At 51.7% G+C, this 23870-nt stretch carries 11 protein-coding genes; 8 read left to right on the top strand and 3 right to left on the bottom strand.

Annotation, left to right across the window (positions count from 1 at the left end):
• Window positions 1-4: 4 nt before the first annotated feature.
• From VNQ80_RS08170 to VNQ80_RS08160, 3 genes are all read right to left on the bottom strand, one after another.
• Entirely contained in the window at window positions 5-2377 is a 2373-nt protein-coding gene (locus VNQ80_RS08170; RefSeq protein ID WP_325637325.1) for an ABC transporter permease, read from the bottom strand.
• A 32-nt stretch (window positions 2378-2409) separates the two neighbouring features.
• The gene (locus tag VNQ80_RS08165; RefSeq protein ID WP_325637323.1) at window positions 2410-3663 is read right to left on the bottom strand and encodes an efflux RND transporter periplasmic adaptor subunit; all 1254 of its coding nucleotides are present in this window, start codon (window positions 3661-3663) and stop codon (window positions 2410-2412) included.
• A 162-nt stretch (window positions 3664-3825) separates the two neighbouring features.
• Window positions 3826-5130, bottom strand: coding sequence for a UDP-N-acetylmuramoyl-tripeptide--D-alanyl-D-alanine ligase (locus tag VNQ80_RS08160; protein WP_325637321.1), 1305 nt, complete (start codon window positions 5128-5130; stop codon window positions 3826-3828).
• 190 nt (window positions 5131-5320) lie between these two features.
• Here VNQ80_RS08160 and VNQ80_RS08155 point away from each other — a divergent pair, with 190 nt between their 5' ends.
• From VNQ80_RS08155 to VNQ80_RS08120, 8 genes are all read left to right on the top strand, one after another.
• Window positions 5321-7033, top strand: a complete 1713-nt coding sequence (locus VNQ80_RS08155) for an N-acetylmuramoyl-L-alanine amidase (protein ID WP_325637319.1) — start codon at window positions 5321-5323, stop codon at window positions 7031-7033.
• Window positions 7034-7364: 331 nt separating this feature from the next.
• Entirely contained in the window at window positions 7365-8612 is a 1248-nt protein-coding gene (locus tag VNQ80_RS08150; protein WP_325637317.1) for a DUF1343 domain-containing protein, read from the top strand.
• Between the two features lie 49 nt (window positions 8613-8661).
• The gene (locus VNQ80_RS08145) at window positions 8662-12156 is read left to right on the top strand and encodes a TonB-dependent receptor (RefSeq protein WP_325637315.1); all 3495 of its coding nucleotides are present in this window, start codon (window positions 8662-8664) and stop codon (window positions 12154-12156) included.
• Between the two features lie 5 nt (window positions 12157-12161).
• Complete coding sequence (locus VNQ80_RS08140) at window positions 12162-14015, top strand: RagB/SusD family nutrient uptake outer membrane protein (RefSeq protein WP_325637312.1); 1854 nt, start codon at window positions 12162-12164, stop codon at window positions 14013-14015.
• A gap of 75 nt (window positions 14016-14090) precedes the next feature.
• Window positions 14091-17711, top strand: a complete 3621-nt coding sequence (locus VNQ80_RS08135; protein WP_325637310.1) for a glycoside hydrolase family 9 protein — start codon at window positions 14091-14093, stop codon at window positions 17709-17711.
• Window positions 17712-17875: 164 nt separating this feature from the next.
• On the top strand, window positions 17876-18691 hold the full coding sequence (gene murQ / locus VNQ80_RS08130) for an N-acetylmuramic acid 6-phosphate etherase (RefSeq protein ID WP_325637308.1): 816 nt from the start codon (window positions 17876-17878) through the stop codon (window positions 18689-18691).
• Between the two features lie 421 nt (window positions 18692-19112).
• On the top strand, window positions 19113-22145 hold the full coding sequence (locus tag VNQ80_RS08125; RefSeq protein ID WP_325637306.1) for a TonB-dependent receptor: 3033 nt from the start codon (window positions 19113-19115) through the stop codon (window positions 22143-22145).
• Between the two features lie 18 nt (window positions 22146-22163).
• Window positions 22164-23864, top strand: a complete 1701-nt coding sequence (locus VNQ80_RS08120; protein ID WP_325637304.1) for a RagB/SusD family nutrient uptake outer membrane protein — start codon at window positions 22164-22166, stop codon at window positions 23862-23864.
• The last annotated feature ends 6 nt before the right edge of the window (window positions 23865-23870 follow it).

The following is a 23870-nucleotide window of genomic DNA, read 5'->3' as shown; positions in this document are numbered from 1 at the left end:
TTCCTTATTCGTTCCGGAGGCTATTTACGGGATTCGCCACCGCGGCTTTTATTGCTTGATAACTGATTGTCAGTAGCGATATGAAAATGGATAACACGCCGGCCAGTACGAATACCCACCATGCGATATCTACGCGATACGTATAGCCGGATAACCATTTGCTCATCGCATACCATGCTATGGGAGACGCAATTAAGAATGAAATCAGCACGAGTTTCAAAAAGTCCTTGGACAATAGGGCTGTTACGTTAAACACCGAAGCACCGAGCACCTTCCGCACCCCTACTTCCTTGATCCGGCTTTCCGCCGTGAAGGTAGCCAGCCCGAACAAGCCCAAGCAGGAAATGAAAATGGTCAAGCCTGCAAACAATGCGGCCAGCGTGCCCACCCGTTGTTCTTCCTGGAATTTGCGGGCATAGACCTCGTCTACAAAATGGTAGCTAAACGGGTATTGCGGGTTATGTGCTTTGAATATCTGCTCGGTCAGCATGAGATTATGCTGCGTAGTGTTGGCCGGGTTTAACCTGAGGTGCATGGTGGTAAACCAAGATGCCGGTCCGAAAACTACTAACTGTTGTACGTTGTCATAGGGCGATTCATAGATAAAATCCTTCACCACGCCCACCACGCGCCAGTCTTCGCCATCGGCCTTCAGGATGGTGTTCAACGGGTCTTCGAGGTGCATCATCTTCACAGCCGTTTCGTTGAGCACAATGGATAACGAGTCGCCAGGGTAGTTGTATATATCGATATCCCTGCCCATCTTTAAGGTGGCGCCCATTGTTTTGACAAAGTTGGCATCAGCGGCCATCCGGATAAAATCGATGCGTTTGTCTTCTTCGGTGCTGCCCGTCCAGCTCCAGCCCCAGCTGTCGCTGTAACGGGTGGTGATGGGGCTCATCGACTTGGTTACTGCTATGACCGCTCCCTTGCTGATCAACTCGTCGCGGATAAGCGGGTACTTGTTTTGGATGTCGCCTTCCATCGCGATGTACACCAGATCATTGCGGTTGTAACCACTGTCTCTCGACTGGGCATGTTTGATTTGCTGCGATACGATAATGGTGCTGATGATGAGAATGGTGGCAAAGCTGAACTGTACCACTACGAGCACCTTGCGGGGGCTTACGGCCGCACCACTACGCTTGAAAAGGCCTTTCAGCACGCTGACGGGTTTGAAAGCCGATAGGTAGAATGCCGGATAGCTGCCAGCAAGAAGGCCGCAGATGGCGATGAAGGCGAGCGACAAAAGCCAGAACACCGGGTTGCCGAAGGCGATATGCAGCGACTTGCCCACGAGGTTGCCAAAGGCGGGCAGGGCCAATACGACGGCAATCAACGCGAAAATGAAAGCAATGCACGCCAAGAGGATACTTTCGCCAAGGAACTGGCCAACCAGCAGTCGCTTTTGTGCGCCGACTACCTTGCGGATGCCCACTTCTTTCGCCCTTTTTTCACTCCGGGCCGTGCTGAGGTTCATGAAATTGATGCAGGCGATGACGAGGATCAATGCGGCGATGACAGCGAACAGTCGAACCATTTCAATGCGCCCACCGGTATAGTGGCCGTTTTCTTGTTTGGAGTATAGCCAGGCTTCCGTAATTGGTTGGGTAAATACCTCACGCTTACTATATAAGGGGTTGTCGGCGAGGTGGTCTTTGGTGATGGTTTTGATTTTTTGGTCAAAAGCGGGATGCGATACGCCCTCTTTCAGCAAAACGTAGGTTTGCAGGGTATTGTTTGACCAGGAGCTATCGCGCCAGCCGAGGTTGACGCTGTAGTTCCACGGCAGCAGGTAATCGAAGTCGAACCGGGTATTGCTGGGTAGGTCGGCCATGACACCCGTTACGGTAAACTGGTCGTTACTGTCTATTTTGATGATTTGGCCCATGGCATCGGCATCGCCGAACAGTGAGGTGGCCAGTTTTTCGGTTAAGATAATGTTGTGGGGTTCATTTAAAGCCGTAATGGGGTCGCCCTGTTTAAGCGGGAAGCTGAACATGGTGAGGAACCCCGGATCGGTAAAGGCACCCGAGTGCTTTTGCTTGTTGTCACCGACGGAAAATAAGAAGGTGTTGCCGGCATCAACCCGTACGGCGTCTTCCACTTCGGGATAGTCTTGCTTGAGGGAGGATGCCATGATATTTGGCGTCCAGTTCCACGCATTGACCATGCCTTCGTTGACATCCCGGTTGTTTGCGATGTAGATGCGATGTTTCTTTTCGTGGAATTGATCATGGCTTACCTCGTTCGCTATCCAGATGAGGATGAGCATGCACGAGGCCATGCCCACGCTCAACCCGAGGATATTGATGAAGGAGTATACTTTGTTCCGTACGAGGTTGCGCCAGGCAATTTTCAGATAGTTCTTTATCATTGTTGCTATCGTTATGGGTGTTGAGCGCGCAATCAGTTGCTTATATTGAGCTCTTGCACCCGATCATACGTTTCATAGCTTGAAGTCACTACTTTATCGCCCGGTTCCAGTCCGCTGATGACTTCATAATAGTCCGGATTTTGGCGGCCGAGCTGTACATCCACGCGGTAGGCTGTTTTTCCATCTTCGGTAAGTTTAAATACCCAGTTGCCCCCGGTTTGCTGATAGAAGCCGCCTTTGGCAAGCAGGATAGCCTTTGTTTCGTCACTGAGGGCGAGACGGATTTGCAGCGTCTGGCCGCGGCGGATGCCTTCGGGTACCTCGTTTATGAACTCCATATCCACCTGGAAGCGCCCGCTAGTCACTTGAGTATACACTTTCTTGATGACGAGTTTATAGCTTTTTCCCGCGAAGGTGAATTCCCCTTCAAGGTCGGGATAGATACGGGAAATATAGTGCTCGTCAATATCGGCCCGCACCTTGAAACCGGTGAGTACATCGATCTGGCCGAGGCGTTCACCAGGGTTTTTACTTTGCCCGATTTCTGCGTCGAACGAAGTGAGCTGCCCCTCAACCGGGGCCCTCAAAATAAGGTCGCCCACCTTACGCCGCATCAATTCGAGTGCAGACATCCCGCTGGCATACAATTGTTTGTTTTGTTCGAGTGTTTGGGCGCTGCGGATAGAGTCCTGTGCAATGTTTTCGCGGGTGAGCTTGATGCGCTCCACCTGATAATCGTAATTGTTTTTCGCCTGCAGGTATTCCTGTTTGCCCACGGCCTTCTTTTTATAGAGGGTTTCATTGAGATCGTAGACCCGCTTAGCTTCTTTCAGCGCATTTTCTGCATCCGCCATCTGGTTGCGGTTAGCGATGGATGTTTGCTGTGCGGCCGTCTGGGCGATCTGCATCTGGGTGAGGTTGTTGTATACCTGCGTTTCCTGCGTAACCAAACTCAATTCGAGGTCTGTATTGGAGAGCCGCATGATGGGGTCTCCCTTTTTGAGCCTGGCACCATCTTCCACAAACTTCTCTTCCACCCGGCCACCAACTGATGCGTCAAGAAAGATGCTGGTGATCGGCAATACGGTGCCATTCACTGGAATAAATTCGCGGAAAGAATCTTCCCTTACTTCGGCTATGGTGATTCGCTCGGCATTCACGTTGAGCCGGGCGTTGCCGGAGGTAAAGTAATAGCTGGCAAATATAAGTGCTAAGATAGCCGCCCCACCGGCTACTAACGTAATACGTTTACTGTTCCATCGTTTTTTGGGTAGTGCTCTATCCATTTTCTTTTCTAGACCATGACTTGCCGCCCACCACTGGGCACTGGCCATTACCTATATAATGACGTGCCAAAAATATAACTGGCTTTTACGCAGGTTTTTGTGATGTATTACAAAATCAAACTGTTCGATATCGAACACTTAATGTGCGGTAGCGGACAGCGTTTACAGTGCATCGACCAGTTTTTCGAAGGCCATCCCACGCGATGCTTTCAAAAGCACCAATGCGTTTTGAATAGGCTGCTGCGTGAGGGCATCCTTCGCCGCCGCAGTGGTTTCATAAAATTCGGCCCCGGCTTGCTGCCGGTGCTCGTAAAACGCTTTCCCCACGAATAGTGTACGAACTGCTTGTACCAAAAGGGCCGCTTCCACCACTTTGCGGTGTTCTTCATGCGTGTCGTCGCCCATTTCAAACATATCGCCGAGTACAACGACTTTCTGGTCTGCATGCAATGTGCGCAGATTTTCAAGTGCGGCCGCCATGCTGCTGGCATTGGCGTTGTAATAATCGCAGATGAGGGTGTTGTGTTCTGTCTTGGTGAGTTGTGACCGGTTGTTGGTGGGTGTGTATTCGCTTATTCCGCGATTGATGTATTCCGGTGGTACGCCAAAATGTCGGGCAATGGAGATGGCCGCAAGGATATTTTCGGTGTTGTAAGCGCCCGTCAGTTGGGTATGGACGGCGTGATGGCCATCACTGTCGGGTGTGGTCCATTGGATATGCAATAATGGGTCCGCTGAAATCAGTTCGCCCGAAACGCTGTTTTCCGGTGAAAAGCCGTAGGTAACCAGTTGTTGCCCCGACCGGGCTGCTGCCATTTCGCGGAGCGTGGGATTGTCATTTTGCAGGAACAGCGTACCCCTTTGTGCCGCTAGGAAATCATACAGTTCACCTTTTGCTTTCTTGACGCCCTCGAAGTTTCCAAACCCTTCCAAATGCGCTCGGCCGACATTCGTGATGAGTCCATGCGTGGGGCGGGCAATCTCGCAGAGGAACGCGATTTCGCCCACATGGTTGGCCCCCATCTCGATAATCGCGATTTCCGTCTGCGGGGAAATTGAAAGGACGGATAATGGCACGCCGATGTGGTTGTTCAGGTTGCCCTTGGTGGCATACGTATGGAATTGCTGCGACAATACGGCCTGGATTAGTTCTTTGGTTGTTGTTTTGCCATTGGTGCCGGTAATGCCAATTACCGGTATCTGGAGCTGGCTGCGATGATAGCGAGCTAACGCTTGGAGCGCAATAAGTACATCGGAGACATACAGATAGCGTTCGTCACCGTCGGCCTGTGGCTCATCGACGATGGCATAGCTGGCGCCCTTTTCGAGCGCTTGCGCTGCAAATCGATTGCCATTGAAGCGCTCGCCTTTCAAGGCAAAAAAGAGACTGTTGGGTTGTATATTGCGGGTATCTGTGCTGATAGCCGGATATTTACGGAAATAAGGATACAATGACGCAGCTTCCATTATGCAAGTTTAGGGAAAAAGTTTGGGTTAAGAAATTCGACTGTTTTGCTTATCCTTGCTTTACTAAAAGTAAACCAACTTAATACAAATGGGAAAGACTACTGGTATGTTAGCTATTTTCGGGTACCCTATACGGTTTAAAAATAGATTGAAGCGATGCGCCGGCGCATTTTGCGTATGCATTTTATTTATGGACAGCATAGGTTTGTCTGCTGCGCATGGGCAACAACAGCCGCGGTTGAAGGTGACTTCGCCAATGAAAGACAGTAGTGTTGTAGCCGATACGCCGGCATATTTCCGTGGAATTGCCGATCCTTCGGGGGCCTTGTTCCTCAATGGTGTCGAAGTGCCGGTTTACAACACAGGCGTGTTTGCTGCGCCATTGCCGTTACAGGAAGGGGCCAACGAATTCCAAGTATGGCATGTGTCGGGTGCCGACACCTTGCGCAAACGGATGGTGGTGGTCTTTGAAAAGCCGGCTCCGCTACAACCTACGGCGGGTTTTTCCATTGAATATGTTCGGATATTGCCCGGGGGAGATTGTTGGTTACAACCCGGCGACCCTTTGCAGGTGGAGATGAAAGCAACGCCGGGCATGGAAGCTACTTTTTACAAAGGTATTCCCCTTTTTGAAGTTGACACAACAGCGGTGGGTGTGGCCGGTATCTACCGTGGCGAATACATCGTCAACCCGTCGGATAGCCTTGCCGATTCATCAGTGTCGTTTTACCTTCGCGACAAATCCAACCAAAAAACGGTTACCGCAGCCAGTACCCAACGGATTACAGTACTGAACCAGCCGCATGTATTAACGGGGCTCACCACGAGCGGCCACGCGCCATTGTACTATGGGCTCGGGTCCGACCGGCTGGGAGGGGCCAAAATGGGCTTTCTTGATAGTTTGGTCAAGCTGGAGATAACCGGCCGGACGAACGACATGTACCGGGTGCGGCTTTCTGAGCAGGCACAGGCTTACATTCCCGTGGATAATGTGCGCCTGCAGCAGGGTGCATATTTCCGCCCTTATTCGCTGACAGGAAGCTGGTCGGTAACGTCAGACAGCACGTTTGACTTTGTGCGCATCGGTTTGGACGAGCGGCTCCCTTACACCCATGTGGTGCAGCAACACCCCACCCGCATTGTGGTCGATATTTACGGGGCCGTTTCAAACAGCAACTGGATCACACAGAAAGAAGGCCTTGTGGCTATCGAGAACGTGTGGTATGAGCAAATAAATAAAGAAGTCTTCCGCGTATTCATCGAATTGAAGGACAAGCAGCTGTGGGGATATCAGGTAGGTTATGAAGGCAACCGACTGGTTATCCGGGTGAAGCCACAGCCCAGTACGCTCGACTTGCAGGGTTTTACCATCGCTGTGGATGCCGGCCACGGGGGCAGCAACCGGGGAGCGTCGGGCATGACGGGTGTGGTGGAGAAAGACCTCAACCTGGCGATGGCGTTGAAGCTGAAAGCCGCGTTTGAACGGGCAGGCAGTGCGGTGATCATGACCCGTACGCGCGACCAGTCGGTCAATAATAGCTACCGGTTGCGCAGGTTCCGGGAATCAGACGCGGATCTGTTGATCAGTATCCATTGCAATTCTTCCCGCAATCCGATGGTACAAGGTGTCTCCACCTACTACCGCCACCATGCTTATCGCCCACTGTCGCAATATATCCTCACAGAAATGCGGAAACTTGGGCTTGCCGATTTCGGCAATGTGGGCGGATTTAATTTCACGCTGAACGCGCCTACTGAATTACCTACGGCACTGGTGGAGGTGGGGTTCCTTTCCAATCCGGCCGATGAAGAGCGGTTGCTTGACCCGCAATTCCACGATGAGGTGGCCGGAAGTATTGTGGATGGCGTGAGCCGATTTCTAAGCGAGGTAAGTAGTCGGTAAACGATGGTGCGCGGTCAGCATCTTTGGTGACAACCTTGGCTGGGTTTGATAATGAAAGCTGGATTAAAGCCTGTATTCCGTATTGGATGCAGGCTTTTTTGTAGTATCTGAAATCTGTATATATGCGCATAAAGTCGCAATTCTACGATTAGTAATAATGTCTTATATTTTTTATTCAGTTGTAAAACAATTGCTTGGAAATAGGTGTTAAACTGTAAATGTTGTCTGTTTGCATGTTTATTTAAAAAAACATGCAAAAACATGCAATTATTTAAAATATATTACTTAACATTGTATATCCAATTTTAGTATAAACCTTATTACGCGGAATATGAATTTTCTTTCGGCTACTGAGAACAGCGTAAAATATTGGCGGTTTTTCGCTTTGGTGTTGCTTCCCCTGGTATCTGCATGGTCATGTGGTGGCAATGCGCAACACCGCGATAGCGATGCTGCTGATAGCATTCAGGAACTCACGATACGTACCGGTGCCGAGCAGCTCGACCGGTATTTGCCTTTGCTTGCCGATAAGAAGGTAGGGATGATGGGCAATCAGACCTCGGTAGTGGGCGGGCGCCACCTTGTGGATGTGCTGCTGGAAGAAGGTGTGGACCTTCAGTTTGCCTTTGCGCCCGAACATGGTTTTCGGGGCGATATTGAACGGGGCGAGAAGGTTGCCAATGACATCGATCAGCAAACGGGCTTGCCATTGCACTCATTATATGGCAAGAATGAAAAGGCTGACTCCATCGTTGCGTCCGTCGATGTGATGTTGTTTGACCTTCAAGATGTGGGAGCGCGGTTTTATACTTACATTACATCGATGCATCGTGTGATGCAGCTGTGCGTGAGCAACGGAACAAAATTGATTGTGTTGGACCGTCCAAATCCCAACGGCGACCAAGTGGATGGACCGGTTCGTAAAGACGATAAATTCAAATCGAATGTAAGCTACCACAAGATCGCAATGATCCATGGACTTACCGTGGGTGAATTGGCCAAAATGATCAATGGCGAAGGGTGGCTCGATGATGGTGCCCAGTGTGACCTGGAGGTCGTCCCCGTGCAAAATTACGACCACAGCACGCCTTATGAGCTGCCGGTTATTCCGTCGCCCAGTCTGCCAAACCAACTATCGGTGCGCCTATATATGTCGTTATGCCTGTTTGAAGGAACAGACATCAGCGTGGGCCGTGGTACGGATTGGCCCTTCCAAGTACTGGGCTACCCCGATCCAGTGTTCGGCGAGTTCACATTCACGCCCGGCACACGCCCCGGCATGGCCGCACATGTAGAGCAGCAGGGCAAGGAATGCTATGGGCTGGACTTTCGCGGGCTAGACCCCCAAGAGCAGATCTTTACGCTCAAGTACCTGATCGATTTCTACGAGAAGGCGCCGTTTAAGGATACGTTTTTCTCGCGTCCGGAGTTTTTCGACAAGTTAGCGGGCACGGACGAACTGCGCAAGCAGATCATTGCTGGGCAAACCGAAACGGAAATCCGGGATTCCTGGGCAGCCGACTTAGCCGCATACAAAGCCATGCGTAAGCACTATTTATTATACCCGGATTTCGAATAACTTTTTCATACCTAATTATATCGCATTAACTAACTAAACGCTTAAGAAAATGAGAAAATCAGTACGATTCTCGATGATGATTGCGTTGAGCGTGATGCTTTGGGCCTTCGGTTCAACCGGAGCGAAAGCGATGCTCGACCGTTCGGGAGCAACGGACGCAATGCCAGCAAGCCCATCTGATGCGGCGATGCAGCAGACGGTTAGGGGAACGGTAACGGGACCGGAAGGGCCGTTGCCGGGTGTCAGTGTTACGGTAGTCGGCAGCCAAGCAGCCACAAGTACCGACGAAAATGGTGATTTTTCGATTTCCGCCGCCATGGGCAGTACACTGCGCTTTTCCATGATTGGCTTTGCATCGCAAGATGTGGAAGTGACTTCCACCGCCATTACGGTGACCCTGCAGGCTGCCGATCGCAGCATTGATGAAGTGGTTGTTGTGGGCTATGGCACACAACGACGGGGCAACCTTACCGGTGCGGTATCCACCATCAGTGCTAAGGAAAACCTGGAGGCGCGTCCGATTGCAGATGTGGGCCGAGCTATCCAAGGAGCAGCGCCGGGATTAAGCATCACGATTCCCAGCGGGGAAGTCGGTTCAGACCCCGTTATCCGCATCCGTGGCCAATTTGCGTCTTTCGAAGGCGGTGCGGCACCTTTAATCCTATTGGATAATGTGGAGATTCCGAGTATCCAAGTGATCAATCCGAATGATGTGGAGTCAATCACTGTGCTAAAGGACGCTGCCGCATCGTCGATCTATGGTGCAAAGGCTGCCTTTGGTGTGATTTTGATTACCACGAAAACAGGTGCCGGAAGCGACCGGATAAACGTCAACTATACGAATAACTTCGCTTTCCAGAATCCGTGGAAGCGGTTTGAGATGGCCGATGTAAATTCCTTGCGGTATACGGTTGAAGCATTTGAACGCGTCGGCGGCCCGCAGTATGCGGGTGCCTTCTATCGGGTGGACCGCGACAGCTACGAAGAAGCGGTCCGATGGAAAGAAAAGTACGGCAACACCATCGGCCCGGGCGATCCCACCGTATTCGGTCGCGACTGGTACGTTGATCCGGGCGACCCGACGTTGAAATACGGTTACCGTACCTATGATCCCTACGAATACATGATCCGTGAGTGGGCACCCACACAGCAACATAACCTGTCGGTGGGTGGAACGACAGGAAAAACGTCGTTCAATATCGGGCTTGCCGCTATCGATCAAAGCGGTATGCTTAAACCCGCGAAGGAAGATAGCTTCAGCCGGTATAACGGGTCGCTGCGGGTCACTAGCGATGTCAGTAAGTATGTCACCGTGAGAGGTGGAGCCATTTTCACACGCCGCAACAAGCAATATCCCTATGCCACCAACTCAACAACGGCCGACCCATGGTTATACCTTTACCGCTGGGCGCCAACGTACCCCTTAGGCAACGACGAATATGGCAACCCCATCCGTAGCCCGGAGAGCGAAGTCCGCGCCGCCAATACGGCGAGCCTGTTGCGCAATTACATCAACCTCAATGCAGGAACGACCGTAAACATCACCGACAATTGGAAAGTTGACCTGGACTACAGTTTCTCCAACGAGGAGTTCCTTTGGAACCGACCGGGCACCAAGTATACAGCCGCAGACTCGTGGTCGGCAGCTGCCCAACGCTTCGATGAAGCAGGCAATCCGGTCTACGTAGATGCCACGGGGGCAGTAGTGCCAGCTACTGCACCAGACGCGATGCTTGCATACGACCTGAATTACCGGCGGTATACCTCCGATGGAAGCAATCCGGATCATTTTAGCCGCGAAGCGGCCAACCAATATAAGCATACAGTCAATGTGGTTACCACATACGACCTGAACCTTGATGGCGGCCACGATTTCGGCTTCCTATTGGGATTAAACCGGGTAACCGACGATATCCAATCACAATGGTCGCACCGCACAAACCTAATTGACATTGTCAATCCACAGTTCGCTTATGCCATCGGTACGCAGACCAGCGGTGGGGATGCCTTTTGGGAAGCCCAGTTGGGTTACTTTGGCCGGGTGAACTATGCCTATAAAAACAGGTACCTGCTGGAAGCAAACCTGCGGTACGATGGTTCTTCGAAATTCCCCACGGATCTGAAGTGGCGTTGGTTTCCCTCGTTTTCTGCGGGATGGGTGCTCAGTGAGGAAGCCTTTATGGAAGGTACGCAGTCCTGGCTCGACCTCGCCAAGTTCCGTGGGTCGTGGGGCTCGATCGGCGATCAGACGGTTCCCAACTCGCTGTACGTTGCGACGATGGATCCAAGCCAAACCACATGGATCGATGCAACCGGGGAGCGCACCTATTTTGTGGGTACTCCGGCAGCAGTTTCGGCATCGATTACTTGGCAGGATATCACCACCCTTAACCTGGGTATAGATACCCGTTTCTTTAGTAATCGATTGGGGTTGACTTTTGACTGGTACCAGCGAGATACCGAAAATATGATTGTTCCCGGTGCCGGGGTACCGACAACCTTCGGCACAGGCGCACCGAAAGGCAACTTCGGGTCCCTGCGCACGCAGGGTTGGGAGCTGGCGGTCGACTTTAACCACCGGTTTGATAACGGATTGGGTGTCAGCTTCAGGGGTAACATATCAGACGCCAAATCCACGATCATGAAGTACGGAACAACGCAAAGTGTAAACAGCTGGTATGTCGGTCGAACCTACGGCGACATTTGGGGTTACCGGACGGATAGGCTGTATCAAGAGGATGACTTCGAATTGGATGAGAATGACAACCTCATTGAGATCACATTGACAGAGGCGGAGAGTGTGCGCAACGCGGGTGAAAAAGCCTGGAAGCTGAAACCGGGGCCAAATGGTGAGAAGCCAGTCTACCAGAATTACTTGGAAAACAGTGCGAATTTCCGGTTTGGCCCAGGCGACGTCAAGTTTGTTGACGTGAACGGCGACGGTGAACTTGATGCAGGGAGCAATCTGATCGACGACCATGGCGACCGCGAAATTATCGGTAATTTCACCCCACGCTATGAATATGGGTTGCGCTTGGGTGCCGATTATAAAGGCGTCGACTTTTCGGTATTCCTACAGGGCGTAGGGAGCCGGCAGATGTGGGGCGATGGTTTTTTGGTCATACCAGGCTACAACTCGTCAGACGGGGCCATGCCCGCCGCGATTGCCGACAATTATTGGAACGAAGACAACCTGAATGCGTTCTATCCACGGGCATACAATAATCTGGGGAGTGGAAACGCAAACAACATGCAAATACAAGACCGCTACCTTTTGGACATGTCGTACCTTCGTGTGAAGAACATCACGCTGGGTTATTCACTGCCAGCGAACTTATTAACCCCGATCCACGTGTCGTCGTTCCGGGTGTATGCATCGCTGGAAAATATCCTTACGTTCGACAACCTGAATGGCTTGCCCATAGACCCCGAGGAGATCTCCGGTTATTCGATATGGAATTCCACGAATTATAATTTGGGCAGGTCCGGCGTGGGGACACCCACATTCAAAAGTGTATCATTTGGTGTACAACTCAACTTTTAGAAAACATGAAACGCAATCTCATTATATCCGGTGCAATTGGTGTGCTAGCAACAGGCCTGTTGGTTTCTTCCTGTAATAAACAAGTCCTGGATCGTCCGCAGCTAACCAGCTTCGTAGACGATGAATTCTGGCGGAATGAGACGGACATCCGTTTGTTTGCCAACGGCTTTTATAGTCATTATTTTGTAGGATACAATAATACCTGGGGCGTTGATTATGCGCCTGTGAGGGGATACACATTTTCGGATGACCTGACCAGCGTAGGCGTTCAGAGCCATTTCGAAAACAGCGTGCCCACGAGCCGCGGTTCAACCAGCGAAAGCACGAACGGTACTTGGATGACGCAGTATGGCGGGCCGACATGGAACTTCGCATGGGTGCGCAAGGCAAATATTTTCATTGACCGGCTGCAGAATGTAGCACAGTCAAATCTTGATCCCGAGGCTTATAACCACTGGCTTGCTGTCGCCCGCTTTTTTCGCGGAAGTGAATACAGCCGATTGGTTAGTGTGTTTGGGGATATTCCGTATTACGACGAGGTCATCAGCGATTCGGACTGGGACCAATTGTATAAGGACCGTGATGACAGGGGGCTCGTGATGGATAATGTGTATGATGATTTCCAGTTTGTATTGAGCAATATCCGTGTAAATGACGGCACGAATGTGCTTGACAGGAATGTTGCCGCCGCATTTATCTCCCGCTTCATGTTGTTTGAGGGGACGTTTCAGCATTACCACGGGTTGGACGCTGCTCGTGCCACAAAGTATTTGGAACTTGCTAGGGATGCCGCAGAGATCGTAATGAACAGCGGAGATTTCAGTTTTTCGAGCGACTTCAAAAGCTTGTTTTCATCGGATGACCTCGCTGGAAACGGAGAAGTCATCATGGCACGGTATTACGACGCAGCGTTGTCCATTACACACCACATCACCTCCTATAACAACGGAACCGAGACGATGCCCGGAAATGCGAACCTGGTGTTGATTAAATCGTTTATCTGTAACGATGGCAACGTGTGGCAGAACTCGTCGGTTGCTGATGCCGATGATTTTTCGGCAAGCCAGCTTGCCATTACCCGCGATCCACGCTTTGAAGCAACATTTGTCGACAGGCCCATGGCCACGTCATCTACCCTGTTGTACAATTTCAAGCATGCACCGCGGGAAGCGTTGGATTACATCGGTAAGGCCTACCCACCTGAATGGGGTAGCAATACCAACACAACCGACGCCCCGGTGATCCGTTTGGCGGAGGTTGTACTGAATTGGGTGGAGGCAAAGGCCGTGCTGGCAGCGCACTTGGGGGGATCGGCGGTTACGCAAGACGACTTGGACCGATCCGTGAACGCCATTCGCAGCCGTCCGCTAGACGATGCTGCCATTGAAAAAGGGGTAAAGAAAACGGCTCCATTGATGTTATCAGCACTTCCCAGCGATCCCGATCGGGATGCCGATGTGCCTGCGCTGATTTGGGAAATCCGCCGCGAGCGACGCATGGAGTTTTTCTCTGAATTTGCACGGCTACACGATATCAAGCGGTGGAAGAAAATAAATTATATGGATTATAGCACAAATCCGGATTATTTCTTGGGAATTTGGGTTAATTTTCCGGCGGAAATGCCAGCCTACTTGAGCGAGGCCCGGGAAGGTACGCTGCAGGTAAAAAAGGAAGATGGTACTATTGTGACCTACAACGGGTCGAACGGCAGTGAAATGGTCGGTTTCTATGTAGTGACCAATGCCTCCAACCGCAATGCATTCACCGATCGGGTATACATGGCTCCTATCGGCGAAACTCAAATCGTTGAGTATGGGGAGCTAGGTTATACCCTGACCCAAACGACAGGTTGGGACTAACACCGGTGCGTCCGTACCGATTTGATTGATATAATTGGGGTCGCCCTGGTAAGGGCGACCTTATTAAACGAGTACATGACGGTTTATAAACGATTTTACCTATTAAAACCAATAGCGCTATTGAAGGTGCTGGTGCTCTTTACGGCATTGGCCATAAATGCCCAGCCCTTTCAATTTGCGCACGTTACCGATACGCACGTGGGCAGCGCAACCGGCGCGGACGACCTGCGGCGCACGGTAGCCGACATCAATGCCAACTCCAACCTCGACTTCGTCATTCTTTCGGGCGATGTCACCGAATTCGGTTCGGATGAGGAGCTGCGGCTGGCCAAGCAAATCTTGGACAGCCTATCCATCCCGTGGTACGTCATTCCGGGCAACCACGATACCAACTGGTCCGAAAGTGGGGGCAATAGCTTCCGTGAGGTGTTCGGTGGCGAAACGTTCGCTTTCGAGCATAAAGGCTATTTCTTCGTGGGTACCAACTCGGGCCCCAATATGCGCATGAGCCCGGGGCAGGTGCCCCGCGAAAATTTGGTGTGGATGGACTCACTCTTTGCCGCACATCCCGACGTCGATATGCCGCTTATTTATGTAAACCATTATCCGCAAGACTCGTCGCTCAACAACTGGTTCGAGGCGCTCGACCGCGTAAAAACGCGCAATGTACAGCTCTTTTTCTGTGGCCACGGCCACCAGAATCAGCAATATGATTTCGAGGGCATCCCCAGTATCATGGGGCGCTCCAACCTGCGGGCCAAAGACCGCGTAGGTGGTTACAACATCGTTACCGTAGGCAACGGCCAAGCCATCTACCAGGAATGCAATCCGGGCGTAGGTACCCAACCCGCATGGGCAACCATTCCCTTGGTAAACCACAATTTTGCCGCGGAGCGCCGCTATTATGACCGGCCCAGTTACGATGTGAATACGCGGCATGCCGCTGTGCGCGAAGTATGGTCGTTCCAAGATGATAGCGATATCGGTGCCGGGCTGGCAGCCTATAGGCAGCTGGTGATTACCGCCAATACCGCTGGTCAGGTATATGCGCTCGATGCACAGACGGGCCGCAAGGTGTGGACTTTCCAAACGGGCGGCAAGGTATACGCTACCCCCGCAGTATGGAAAAACTATGTGGTAGTGGGCTCTACTGACCGCCATATCTATGGCTTGGATGCCAAGACGGGCAAGCAGCGGTGGCGGTATGTCGCCGAAAAAGCCGTGCTGGGCTCCCCGTTGGTACACAAAGGCGTTGCCTACATCGGTGCTTCCGACGGGGTGTTCCGTGCCATCGATATCAAGTCGGGCCAGCTGCGCTGGTCGTTCGATGCCGTCAAAGGCTACGTGTCCGGCAAACCGCTCCTGTATAACAACACCCTGTATTTTGGTTCGTGGGGCAACGGCTTCTACGCGCTCGACCCGGCCAATGGCCAGCTGAAGTGGGCATGGTCTAACGGCGCTTCCAGCCGCATGCTCTCGCCTGCAGCCTGCTATCCCGTGGGGGCCAATGACCGCGTGTTTATCGTGGCGCCCGATCGGTATATGACCGCATTGGATGCGCGCACCGGCGCAGAAGTGTGGCGCAAGAAAATCGACAGCATCCGTGTCCGCGAATCCATGGGCTTATCCGAAGACGGCAAGCTTGTGTATGTGAAAACGATGGACGGCCAGGTTTTGGGCGTATCCACTACGGCCGATACCATGCAGATCGACTGGAGGTCGGCCCTGCAGCTTCCCTACGAGCTTACGCCCTCGGCCATCACGGCCAATGATGGCCAAGTGTTCGTGCCCAGCCATTCCGGCTTGGTGAGTGGCATCGACGCTGCCAGCGGCAAGGTGTCATGGCAGTATAAACTATCCAATGCCATGGTGAACCCCATGCTTTCGCTCAAGCAACAGCGGCTGATGGCCAGCACCATGGACGGCAAGGTGGTCTGCCTAGCGTATGGCGACCCCGAAAGGCGGGCTTGGATCCGTATCAACCAGCTGGGCTATACGCCCCAGGGCATCAAAGTAGCCGTACTGGGAAGCAAGGGCAAGGCCGGCTACCGTAAGTTCTCGGTTGTAGATGCGCAAACCGGCCACCCCGTATTTACCGGACGTACAGGCAAGAACTTCGGGGCCTACGGGCCGTTCCGTACATCCTACCGGCTTGACTTTTCGGCCCACATCGATACGGGTACCTATTACCTTGAGGTGGATGGCGCGCGGTCGCCAAAATTCCGCATTGCGCCCGATGTGTATGATGGCGCGGCCGACTTCGCCCTGCGCTACATGCGGCAGCAACGCACGCTGTTCAATCCGTTCCTACGGGATAGCTGCCATACGCACGACGGGTTCACGCTGTATGCCGCTAGCGCTGGGCTGCCCGATAGTACGCACATCGATGTGGCCGGCGGCTGGCACGATGCGTCCGACTATTTGCAGTATTCCACCACGTCGGCCAATGCGACCTATCACCTGCTGGCGGCGTATCGCGATTTCCCTGATGTATTCCAAGACCTCAAGCAAGCTAACGGCCTGGATGGCAGTAACAACGTGGCCGACGTGCTCGATGAAGCCAAATGGGGGCTGGACTGGCTGCTGAAAATGCATCCTGAACCCCACCTACTATTCAACCAGATTGCCGACGATAGGGACCATGCCGGTATGCGTATGCCAAGCGAAGACGATTTCTACGGCCGTGGTTACGAACGGCCGGTATACTTTGTGAGCGGCGAGCCGCAGCAACGTGGCAAGTTCATGAACAACACCACGGGCACCAGCTCTACCGCAGCCAAGTTCACGAGCGCTTTCAACTTGGGCAGTGTGATTTTCCAGCAGGTGAACCAACCCTACGCACAGCTACTGCGCCGCAAGGCAACCACGGCCTATGATTTTGCGAACATAAAGCCAGGCGTTACGCAGACAGCCTCGGTGAAATCGCCCTACATCTATGCGGAAGACAATTGGGTGGACGACATGGCGCTGGCAGCTGCCACCCAATGGCGGGCTACCGGTGAGGAGCGCTTTCTGGATGAAGCGCTTAACTATGCGAAACAGGAACCCGTAACGCCCTGGATGGCGAATGACACGGCAGCGCATTACCAGTGGTACCCCTTCATCAACTTGGGGCACCGCGAGTTGGCCAAGCACCTGAAGGGTAGCCAGCGCGACGAGTTGGTCGCTTATTACCGCGAAGGCATCGAGCAGGTATGGGCGCGTGCCGGGCGGAATGCGTTCTACCGCGGGGTGCCCTTCATCTGGTGCAGCAACAATCTTACCACGGCATTTGCCATCCAATGCCAATGGTACCGCGAATTGGCACACGATGATACCTACGCGCAATTGGAGCAGGCCAACTTCGACTGGCTCTTCGGTTGTAACCCGTGGGGCACGAGTATGGTGTATGGCCTGCCGGCATGGGGCGATACGCCCACCGATCCACACTCGGCCTTCACCCGCTTGGAAAGTTTTCCCATAGATGGCGGCTTGGTAGATGGCCCGGTTTATGGCAGCATATTCAACAATCTTATCGGCATCCGGCTTACCAAGCCCGATGCGCATGCGCCGTTCCAGTCGGACCTGGCCGTGTACCACGACGACTATGGCGATTACAGTACCAACGAACCCACGATGGATGGTACAGCTTCGCTGATTTACCTGATGGCAGCCAAAGAACAACAGGCGCGTGAGGAGGCGCGATCGAAAAAGTAGGTGTTTAACGGATAGATGAATTATTTCGATAATTTCTAATCGTTTTTCCTTTACTTTAACGGCATTTTAGTCGCCTAAAGCGAAACAACGGACGAAGGCGAGGCAGGTCGGTTTATGGGCCTATGCTACCGGTAGCCGATCACGATAAAAACAATGAGGGTGAGATGACAAATACGACGGAGAAAGAATCGAATTATCAGAATTTAGACCAGATGACGGTAGGTGAGTTGTTGGTCAACATCAACAACGAAGACCAAACGGTGGCGCTGGCTGTACAACGCGCTATCCCTCAGATTGAGCGCCTCATCGAAGCTACCGTGGCTTCCATGAAAGAGGGCGGACGGCTGTTTTACATCGGTGCCGGTACCAGCGGTCGGCTGGGCATCCTCGACGCTTCGGAGTGCCCTCCTACCTTTGGGGTGCCTTACGATTGGATCATCGGCATCATCGCGGGCGGCGACACGGCCATCCGCAAAGCTGTCGAATTTGCAGAGGACGATGTGGACCAAGCCTGGGTTGACCTGCAGGAGCACGGCATCAATAGTAAAGATGTGGTGGTGGGGATTGCCGCATCCGGCGGAACGCCCTATGTACTGGGAGCTATCAAACGAGCGAATGCTGAGGGGCTCGTTACGGGATGTATCGTCTGCAATGCCGGTACGTCTATCGCCGAGGCTGCCACATACCCCATCGAGGTTATCGTGGGGCCCGAGTTTGTGACCGGCTCTACGCGTATGAAAGCCGGCACGGCACAGAAGCTCGTGCTCAACATGGTCAGTACCACGGTGATGATCCAGTTGGGCCGCGTAAAAGGAAACAAAATGGTCGATATGCAATTGACCAACAACAAGCTATTCAGCCGGGGCATCCGTATCATTATGGAAGAAACTGGCATCGACGCGCAGACCGCGTCAGATTTACTCGAAAAACACGGTAGCGTACGCAAAGCGATCGAACATTCGCGCGTTGCTGACCATTAAAGCGAAGACTGCGTGACACCTACCGTCCTCCTTGGGGAATCAGCCTGCCCTTACGTTCATCCGCCACGCCACCATCCCTATTCAAGCCACTAAATTTTTGTCTTTCCAAGCGGGGATCGTTGGATGAAGGGCATTCATTGCTAAAAATCGAGGCCGGATATCCGGCCAAGGGCTTTTGAATACTTATTCTCGTATATAGACGCACAAAGTCGCAAACCGGCACGAAGTGTACATCCTGTAATCTGCATTTTCTTTCAATAATATATTTAAAGCATTATCATGTAAACGTACGAATCGGTTTGTTTTCGTGTTTGTGTAACAAAAATGCATAAACATGCATTTTGTTCAAAAAAACCCCTATTATTGGGCATGTAATTAAATAAGCTAATAACACTAACTAATTAATTAAAAGCTTAAGAAAATGAGAAAAATATTACTATTCTCGATGACGATTGGGCTAAGTGTCCCTCTTTGGACCTTTGGTTTCAATGGAGGCGCAGCGGCACCTGGTTCTTCGGGGGCGATGAGTGCCGTGCAGCAAACGGTGAGTGGGACGGTTACTGGTGCCGCTGGCGAGCCGCTGGCCGGCGCTAGTGTATCCGTTGTTGGCAGCGAGGTTGCCACCAGCACCAACGAAGCTGGTAATTACAGCATTTCTGCGCAGACGGGTGCAACGCTCCGTTTCACGATGATCGGCTATACATCACAAGATGTCGTGGTCAGCGGCACTACCTTGAATGTCGCATTAGAGGCCAGCGACCAGAGCCTGGAGGAAGTGGTGGTGGTAGGGTATGGTACGATGAGGAGGTCTGACCTCACCGGCGCTATTGCCACTGCCGATATCGAGGCATTCCGGGAGGCGCCCAATACCAACATATTGCAGTCTATCAAAGGAACAGTGCCGGGACTGCAAATCGGGCAAACCAATCAGGCTGGAGCGGAACCGGCCATTGAGATTCGGGGCAGAAATACCATCAATGGCAATACCTCCGTGCTGATTGTCTTGGATGGTATCATTTACAATGGAAGGATGGGCGATGTGAATCCTGCAGATATTGAATCGGTAAACATCCTGAAGGACGCCAGCAGCAAAGCCATTTACGGTGCTCAGGCTGCCAATGGGGTCTTGCTGATCACCACCAAGGGCGGAAAAAAGGGCGACCCCGTAATTAGCTATTCAACAAATCTGGCCACCCAGACACCGACTTCCAATATGCGGCTGCGCAACGCCGAAGAGAGGAAGCAGATTATCAGGGATATCTACTATCAAAATTCGTACTTACCCCCTGACTATACCCAACCAAACCCCGATTGGAACTTTTCAAATACCGAACTCGTTCCGGAAAACGTGAGGGGAATAGATGGCGGCACTGACTACGATTGGTGGAGCGCATTGACAAATCCCGGTTTCCTCACTGATCACGCCTTAACAATAGGTGGGGGTACCGAAAAAACATCCTATTACCTGTCGGGCGGATTTACGAAGCAGAAGGGCTTCCTGATGAATGATAACTATAAAAGAAATTCAGTAAGAATCAACCTGAGCACCGATATTTCCGACTGGCTTACCATCGGGGCAAATACGTTTGGTGCTATTACTGACTATTCGGGCATCTATCCCGATATGGGCGCCATGAAATTGACTAGCCCGTTTGTAACGCCCTATGATGAAAACGGGGATTACATCATCTACCCCACGGGGGCGACTAACGTTATCAATCCATTTATCGCATCGGCGGCAGATAATAAGGATAAGAAAACCCGCGTTAACGGCATCTTCTATGGAATCGTAAAAATCCCGCAGATCCCGGGGTTGCAATACCGGGCGAATCTGGGCAATGATTTCCTGCTAGAAAATTATTACTTCAGCAGCCCGTATGCTGCAGACCTGTCCGGGGCGGTATCAAAAAACCACCAGCAGCGGTATGACTTCACGTTTGACAACATCGTTTCCTACGATAACCGATTTGGCAACCATGGCATATCGGCCACCTTCGTTGCGGGTTACCGGAAAAACCAGTTTGAGTCGACGTTAGCCGAGGGAACCAACCTGTCAAACATATCACTCTTGTACAACAGCCTCGAACAGGCAGAAATCCAACGGATAAATTCCGGAGCTTGGAGTGAAACATTCCTGTACCAGATGGGAAGGATCAATTACAATTACCGGGATACCTATATACTCACCGCTACCTTACGGCAAGATGGATACAGTGGGTTTTCCAGAAATAATAAATCCGCCCTGTTCCCCTCTGTGGGTGCGAGCTGGATGCTATCCAATGAGCCGTTCGTAGCTATTGAAGACCTCGACTACCTGAGATTAAGGGGAACCTACGGCGTGAACGGCAATATGACGTCACGGTATAGCTCACTTGCGCGGGTCACAACAGATGATGACTCCAAGTATGTGTTTGGCGACGGGTCTGGTACGGCCATGGGACAGTCAATGGGGTCGCTTTCCAATGACAACCTCAGCTGGGAGAAAACAAAAGGAGTAAATGTGGGCGTGGACTTTAGTCTTTTCAACAATAGGATCAGCGGTAACGTCGACTACTATAATACGGAAACCACCGATTTATTGTGGAATGTAATCATCCCGGAGATTACCGGGTTTTCTGTCATCTCAAGCAATGTTGGCCGGCTTAAAAATCAAGGCGTCGAAGTGATATTATCTACCACCCCGGTAAGAACGGATCATGTTAAATGGGATGTGAATCTGAACTTCGCCCGCAACACCAACAAAATTATGAGTCTTTTGGGTGAAGATAGAGATAACGATGGTAGGGAAGACGATCTGGTGGGCAGTAATCTCTTTATCGGTAAATCGATTGGTACCGTTTATCATTACCAGATTGGCGGCATTTGGCAGGTTGGCGATGAGGTTATGACGGGTTACCAGCCAGGAAATTACCGCATCGTGGATCAGGATGATGACGGGCGGATTACAGCAGACGACGACCGAGTCTTCCTAGGCCAAACCGAACCAGCGTATTTCTTTGGTATACAAAGCGGGTTGACATATAAAAATTTCACGTTCCGCTTTTTCGTCAATACCATTCAGGGTGGAAAGAACGGCTATCTGGGCGCCAATGTTCCCGCCAATACCGCATCAACGGGGACTTTTGCCAATTTGAATACCTTTAACTATGACTTATGGTCGGTGAGCAACCCAACCGGCAAATATGCCTCGGGATGGAATGTGCCGCAAATCAACCCCACCCCGTATTATTCCCGGAGTTTTGTGAGATTGCAAGACATTTCACTCGCTTATCAGTTTGAGAGTTCGCTGATCAGTAAAATTGGGTTTAAAGACCTCAGACTAAGTGTGAGTGGCAAAAACCTCCTCACCTTTACGAAGTGGGATGGATGGGATCCGGAAACCGGGCAGGGTGTCAATAGCGACGCCTATCCGGTCATGAAATCGCTCAATGTAGGTCTCGAGTTGAGTTTATAATTGCTAGAAAATTCAATCATGAAAAAGATATTAGCTTCAATCTCCTGTATTGTTTTCCTTTCAGTAAGCTTTTCCTGCAAGGATGTTCTAGAGGAAAAACCGTTAGATTTTTATAGCCCGGAAAATAGCTTTGTGAGCTATGAAGATTATCAGCGTGGGTTAACTGATTTATATGCCAAAGTGAGGACCATCTGTTATGCTGGCACAGAATACAAGCCGTATCTCACTGCTACTGATATCGCCCAAGACGGAAGGTATCAGCTTACCGCCCGTTTCGGAGGGCATACCAATTACCTAGTTCCCACCAACAGTGATGTGTTATTGCACTGGAGGAGCTGGTATAAGATTGTCACCAATGCCAACACAATCATTAGCAGGGTCAGCAATTCGAGCCTCACCGACGACGAAAAAATACTCGTCGCCGCTGAAGCCAAATTTTTCAGGGCATTTGCATACCGCTTCCTGGTTTATCTATGGGGTGGCGTGCCGTTGGTGACCGAAGAAATCACCGCGCCCAAGACCGATTTCGTACGGGCATCCAAAACGGACGTGCTCGAGCAGATCATTTCCGATGCAACGGAAGCCGCCAACAATTTACCGTCGATCAACCAGGTGACCGATGGTAAAGTATCTAACTTGGTTGCGCAGCAATTGCTAGCAGAAACCTACATCTCATTGGAAAGATACGATGACGCCATCGCCGCGGCTTCGGCGGTTATCGACGACCCCAATACCGATCTGATGCAGAATCGTTTCGGGAGCATGGCGGCACAGAACCCGCAAGACGAGCTTCTGAAATTCACCCAGCCGGGCGACGTCTACTGGGATCTGTTCCGTGTGGGCAACCAAAACCGCAGTAGCGGCAACCGCGAAGCGCTATGGGTCATCCAGTACGAGTTGGATATTCCCGGTGGGGTGCTGGCTTCCGCAGGCGGTTATGCACACGGACACACATTAGAGCGGGTGGCAGGCCCGGCTTCTTGGTTGACACTTCGAGATCCCGATGGAGAAGAAGGCGTCATCGGTGTCCCAATGTCAGACTATAATACCGGCGGAGCAGGCGTTTCACTAATGATGAATACGGATTTTTTCCTCTATGACCTTTGGGAAAGTGATTGGGATAACGATATACGCAATGCACCACATAATATTGTTCGCGATTTAGTCTACACCAATCCGGCCTCTACATGGTATGGCAAAAGTGCTGTGGAGAACCCTGGTTCAACATTGATTGAGCAGCCTTGGAGGTGGTACCCACACCTCTCTAAAGTGACGACCCCCGGACAACACCCTGACGGCGTATATGAAGACAAGGGCTTGGGTATCATCAAAAATACAGCGGGTGCACTTTACCGCGATCGTTACATGATGCGCCTGGCAGAAACCTATCTGTTGCGTGCAGAGGCCTACCTGGGCAAAGGGGACCAGCAAGGTGCAGCCGACAATATCAATGAAGTGCGGCGGAGGGCCGAAGCCACACCAGTGGAACCGGGAGACGTTACCCTGGATTATATCCTCGACGAGCGTGCGAGGGAGTTGGTCTATGAGGAGCCCCGGCGCATCACGCTGCACCGAACGGGGAAACTTGTCGAACGTGTCCGTAAGTACAACGCGGTGAATAAGGATGAAATCCAAGATTTCCACCAGTTGTGGCCTATCCCTTATTCAGAAATCGAAGCGAATAAAGACGCTCTTCTTGAACAAAACCTAGGGTATTAAGACAAC

Source organism: Parapedobacter sp. (genome assembly GCF_035556095.1).
GTDB lineage: Bacteria > Bacteroidota > Bacteroidia > Sphingobacteriales > Sphingobacteriaceae > Parapedobacter.
This window is presented reverse-complemented; position numbering and strand designations above follow the sequence as displayed.

Bases quoted from the DNA above. Each gene is read 5' to 3' on its own strand.
- VNQ80_RS08170 (WP_325637325.1), bottom strand. From the start codon at position 2,377: ATGATAAAGAACTATCTGAAAATTGCCTGGCGCAACCTCGTACGGAAC.
- VNQ80_RS08165 (WP_325637323.1), bottom strand. From the start codon at position 3,663: ATGGATAGAGCACTACCCAAAAAACGATGGAACAGTAAACGTATTACG.
- VNQ80_RS08160 (WP_325637321.1), bottom strand. From the start codon at position 5,130: ATGGAAGCTGCGTCATTGTATCCTTATTTCCGTAAATATCCGGCTATC.
- VNQ80_RS08155 (WP_325637319.1), top strand. From the start codon at position 5,321: ATGGACAGCATAGGTTTGTCTGCTGCGCATGGGCAACAACAGCCGCGG.
- VNQ80_RS08150 (WP_325637317.1), top strand. From the start codon at position 7,365: ATGAATTTTCTTTCGGCTACTGAGAACAGCGTAAAATATTGGCGGTTT.
- VNQ80_RS08145 (WP_325637315.1), top strand. From the start codon at position 8,662: ATGAGAAAATCAGTACGATTCTCGATGATGATTGCGTTGAGCGTGATG.
- VNQ80_RS08140 (WP_325637312.1), top strand. From the start codon at position 12,162: ATGAAACGCAATCTCATTATATCCGGTGCAATTGGTGTGCTAGCAACA.
- VNQ80_RS08135 (WP_325637310.1), top strand. From the start codon at position 14,091: ATGACGGTTTATAAACGATTTTACCTATTAAAACCAATAGCGCTATTG.
- murQ (WP_325637308.1), top strand. From the start codon at position 17,876: ATGACAAATACGACGGAGAAAGAATCGAATTATCAGAATTTAGACCAG.
- VNQ80_RS08125 (WP_325637306.1), top strand. From the start codon at position 19,113: ATGAGAAAAATATTACTATTCTCGATGACGATTGGGCTAAGTGTCCCT.
- VNQ80_RS08120 (WP_325637304.1), top strand. From the start codon at position 22,164: ATGAAAAAGATATTAGCTTCAATCTCCTGTATTGTTTTCCTTTCAGTA.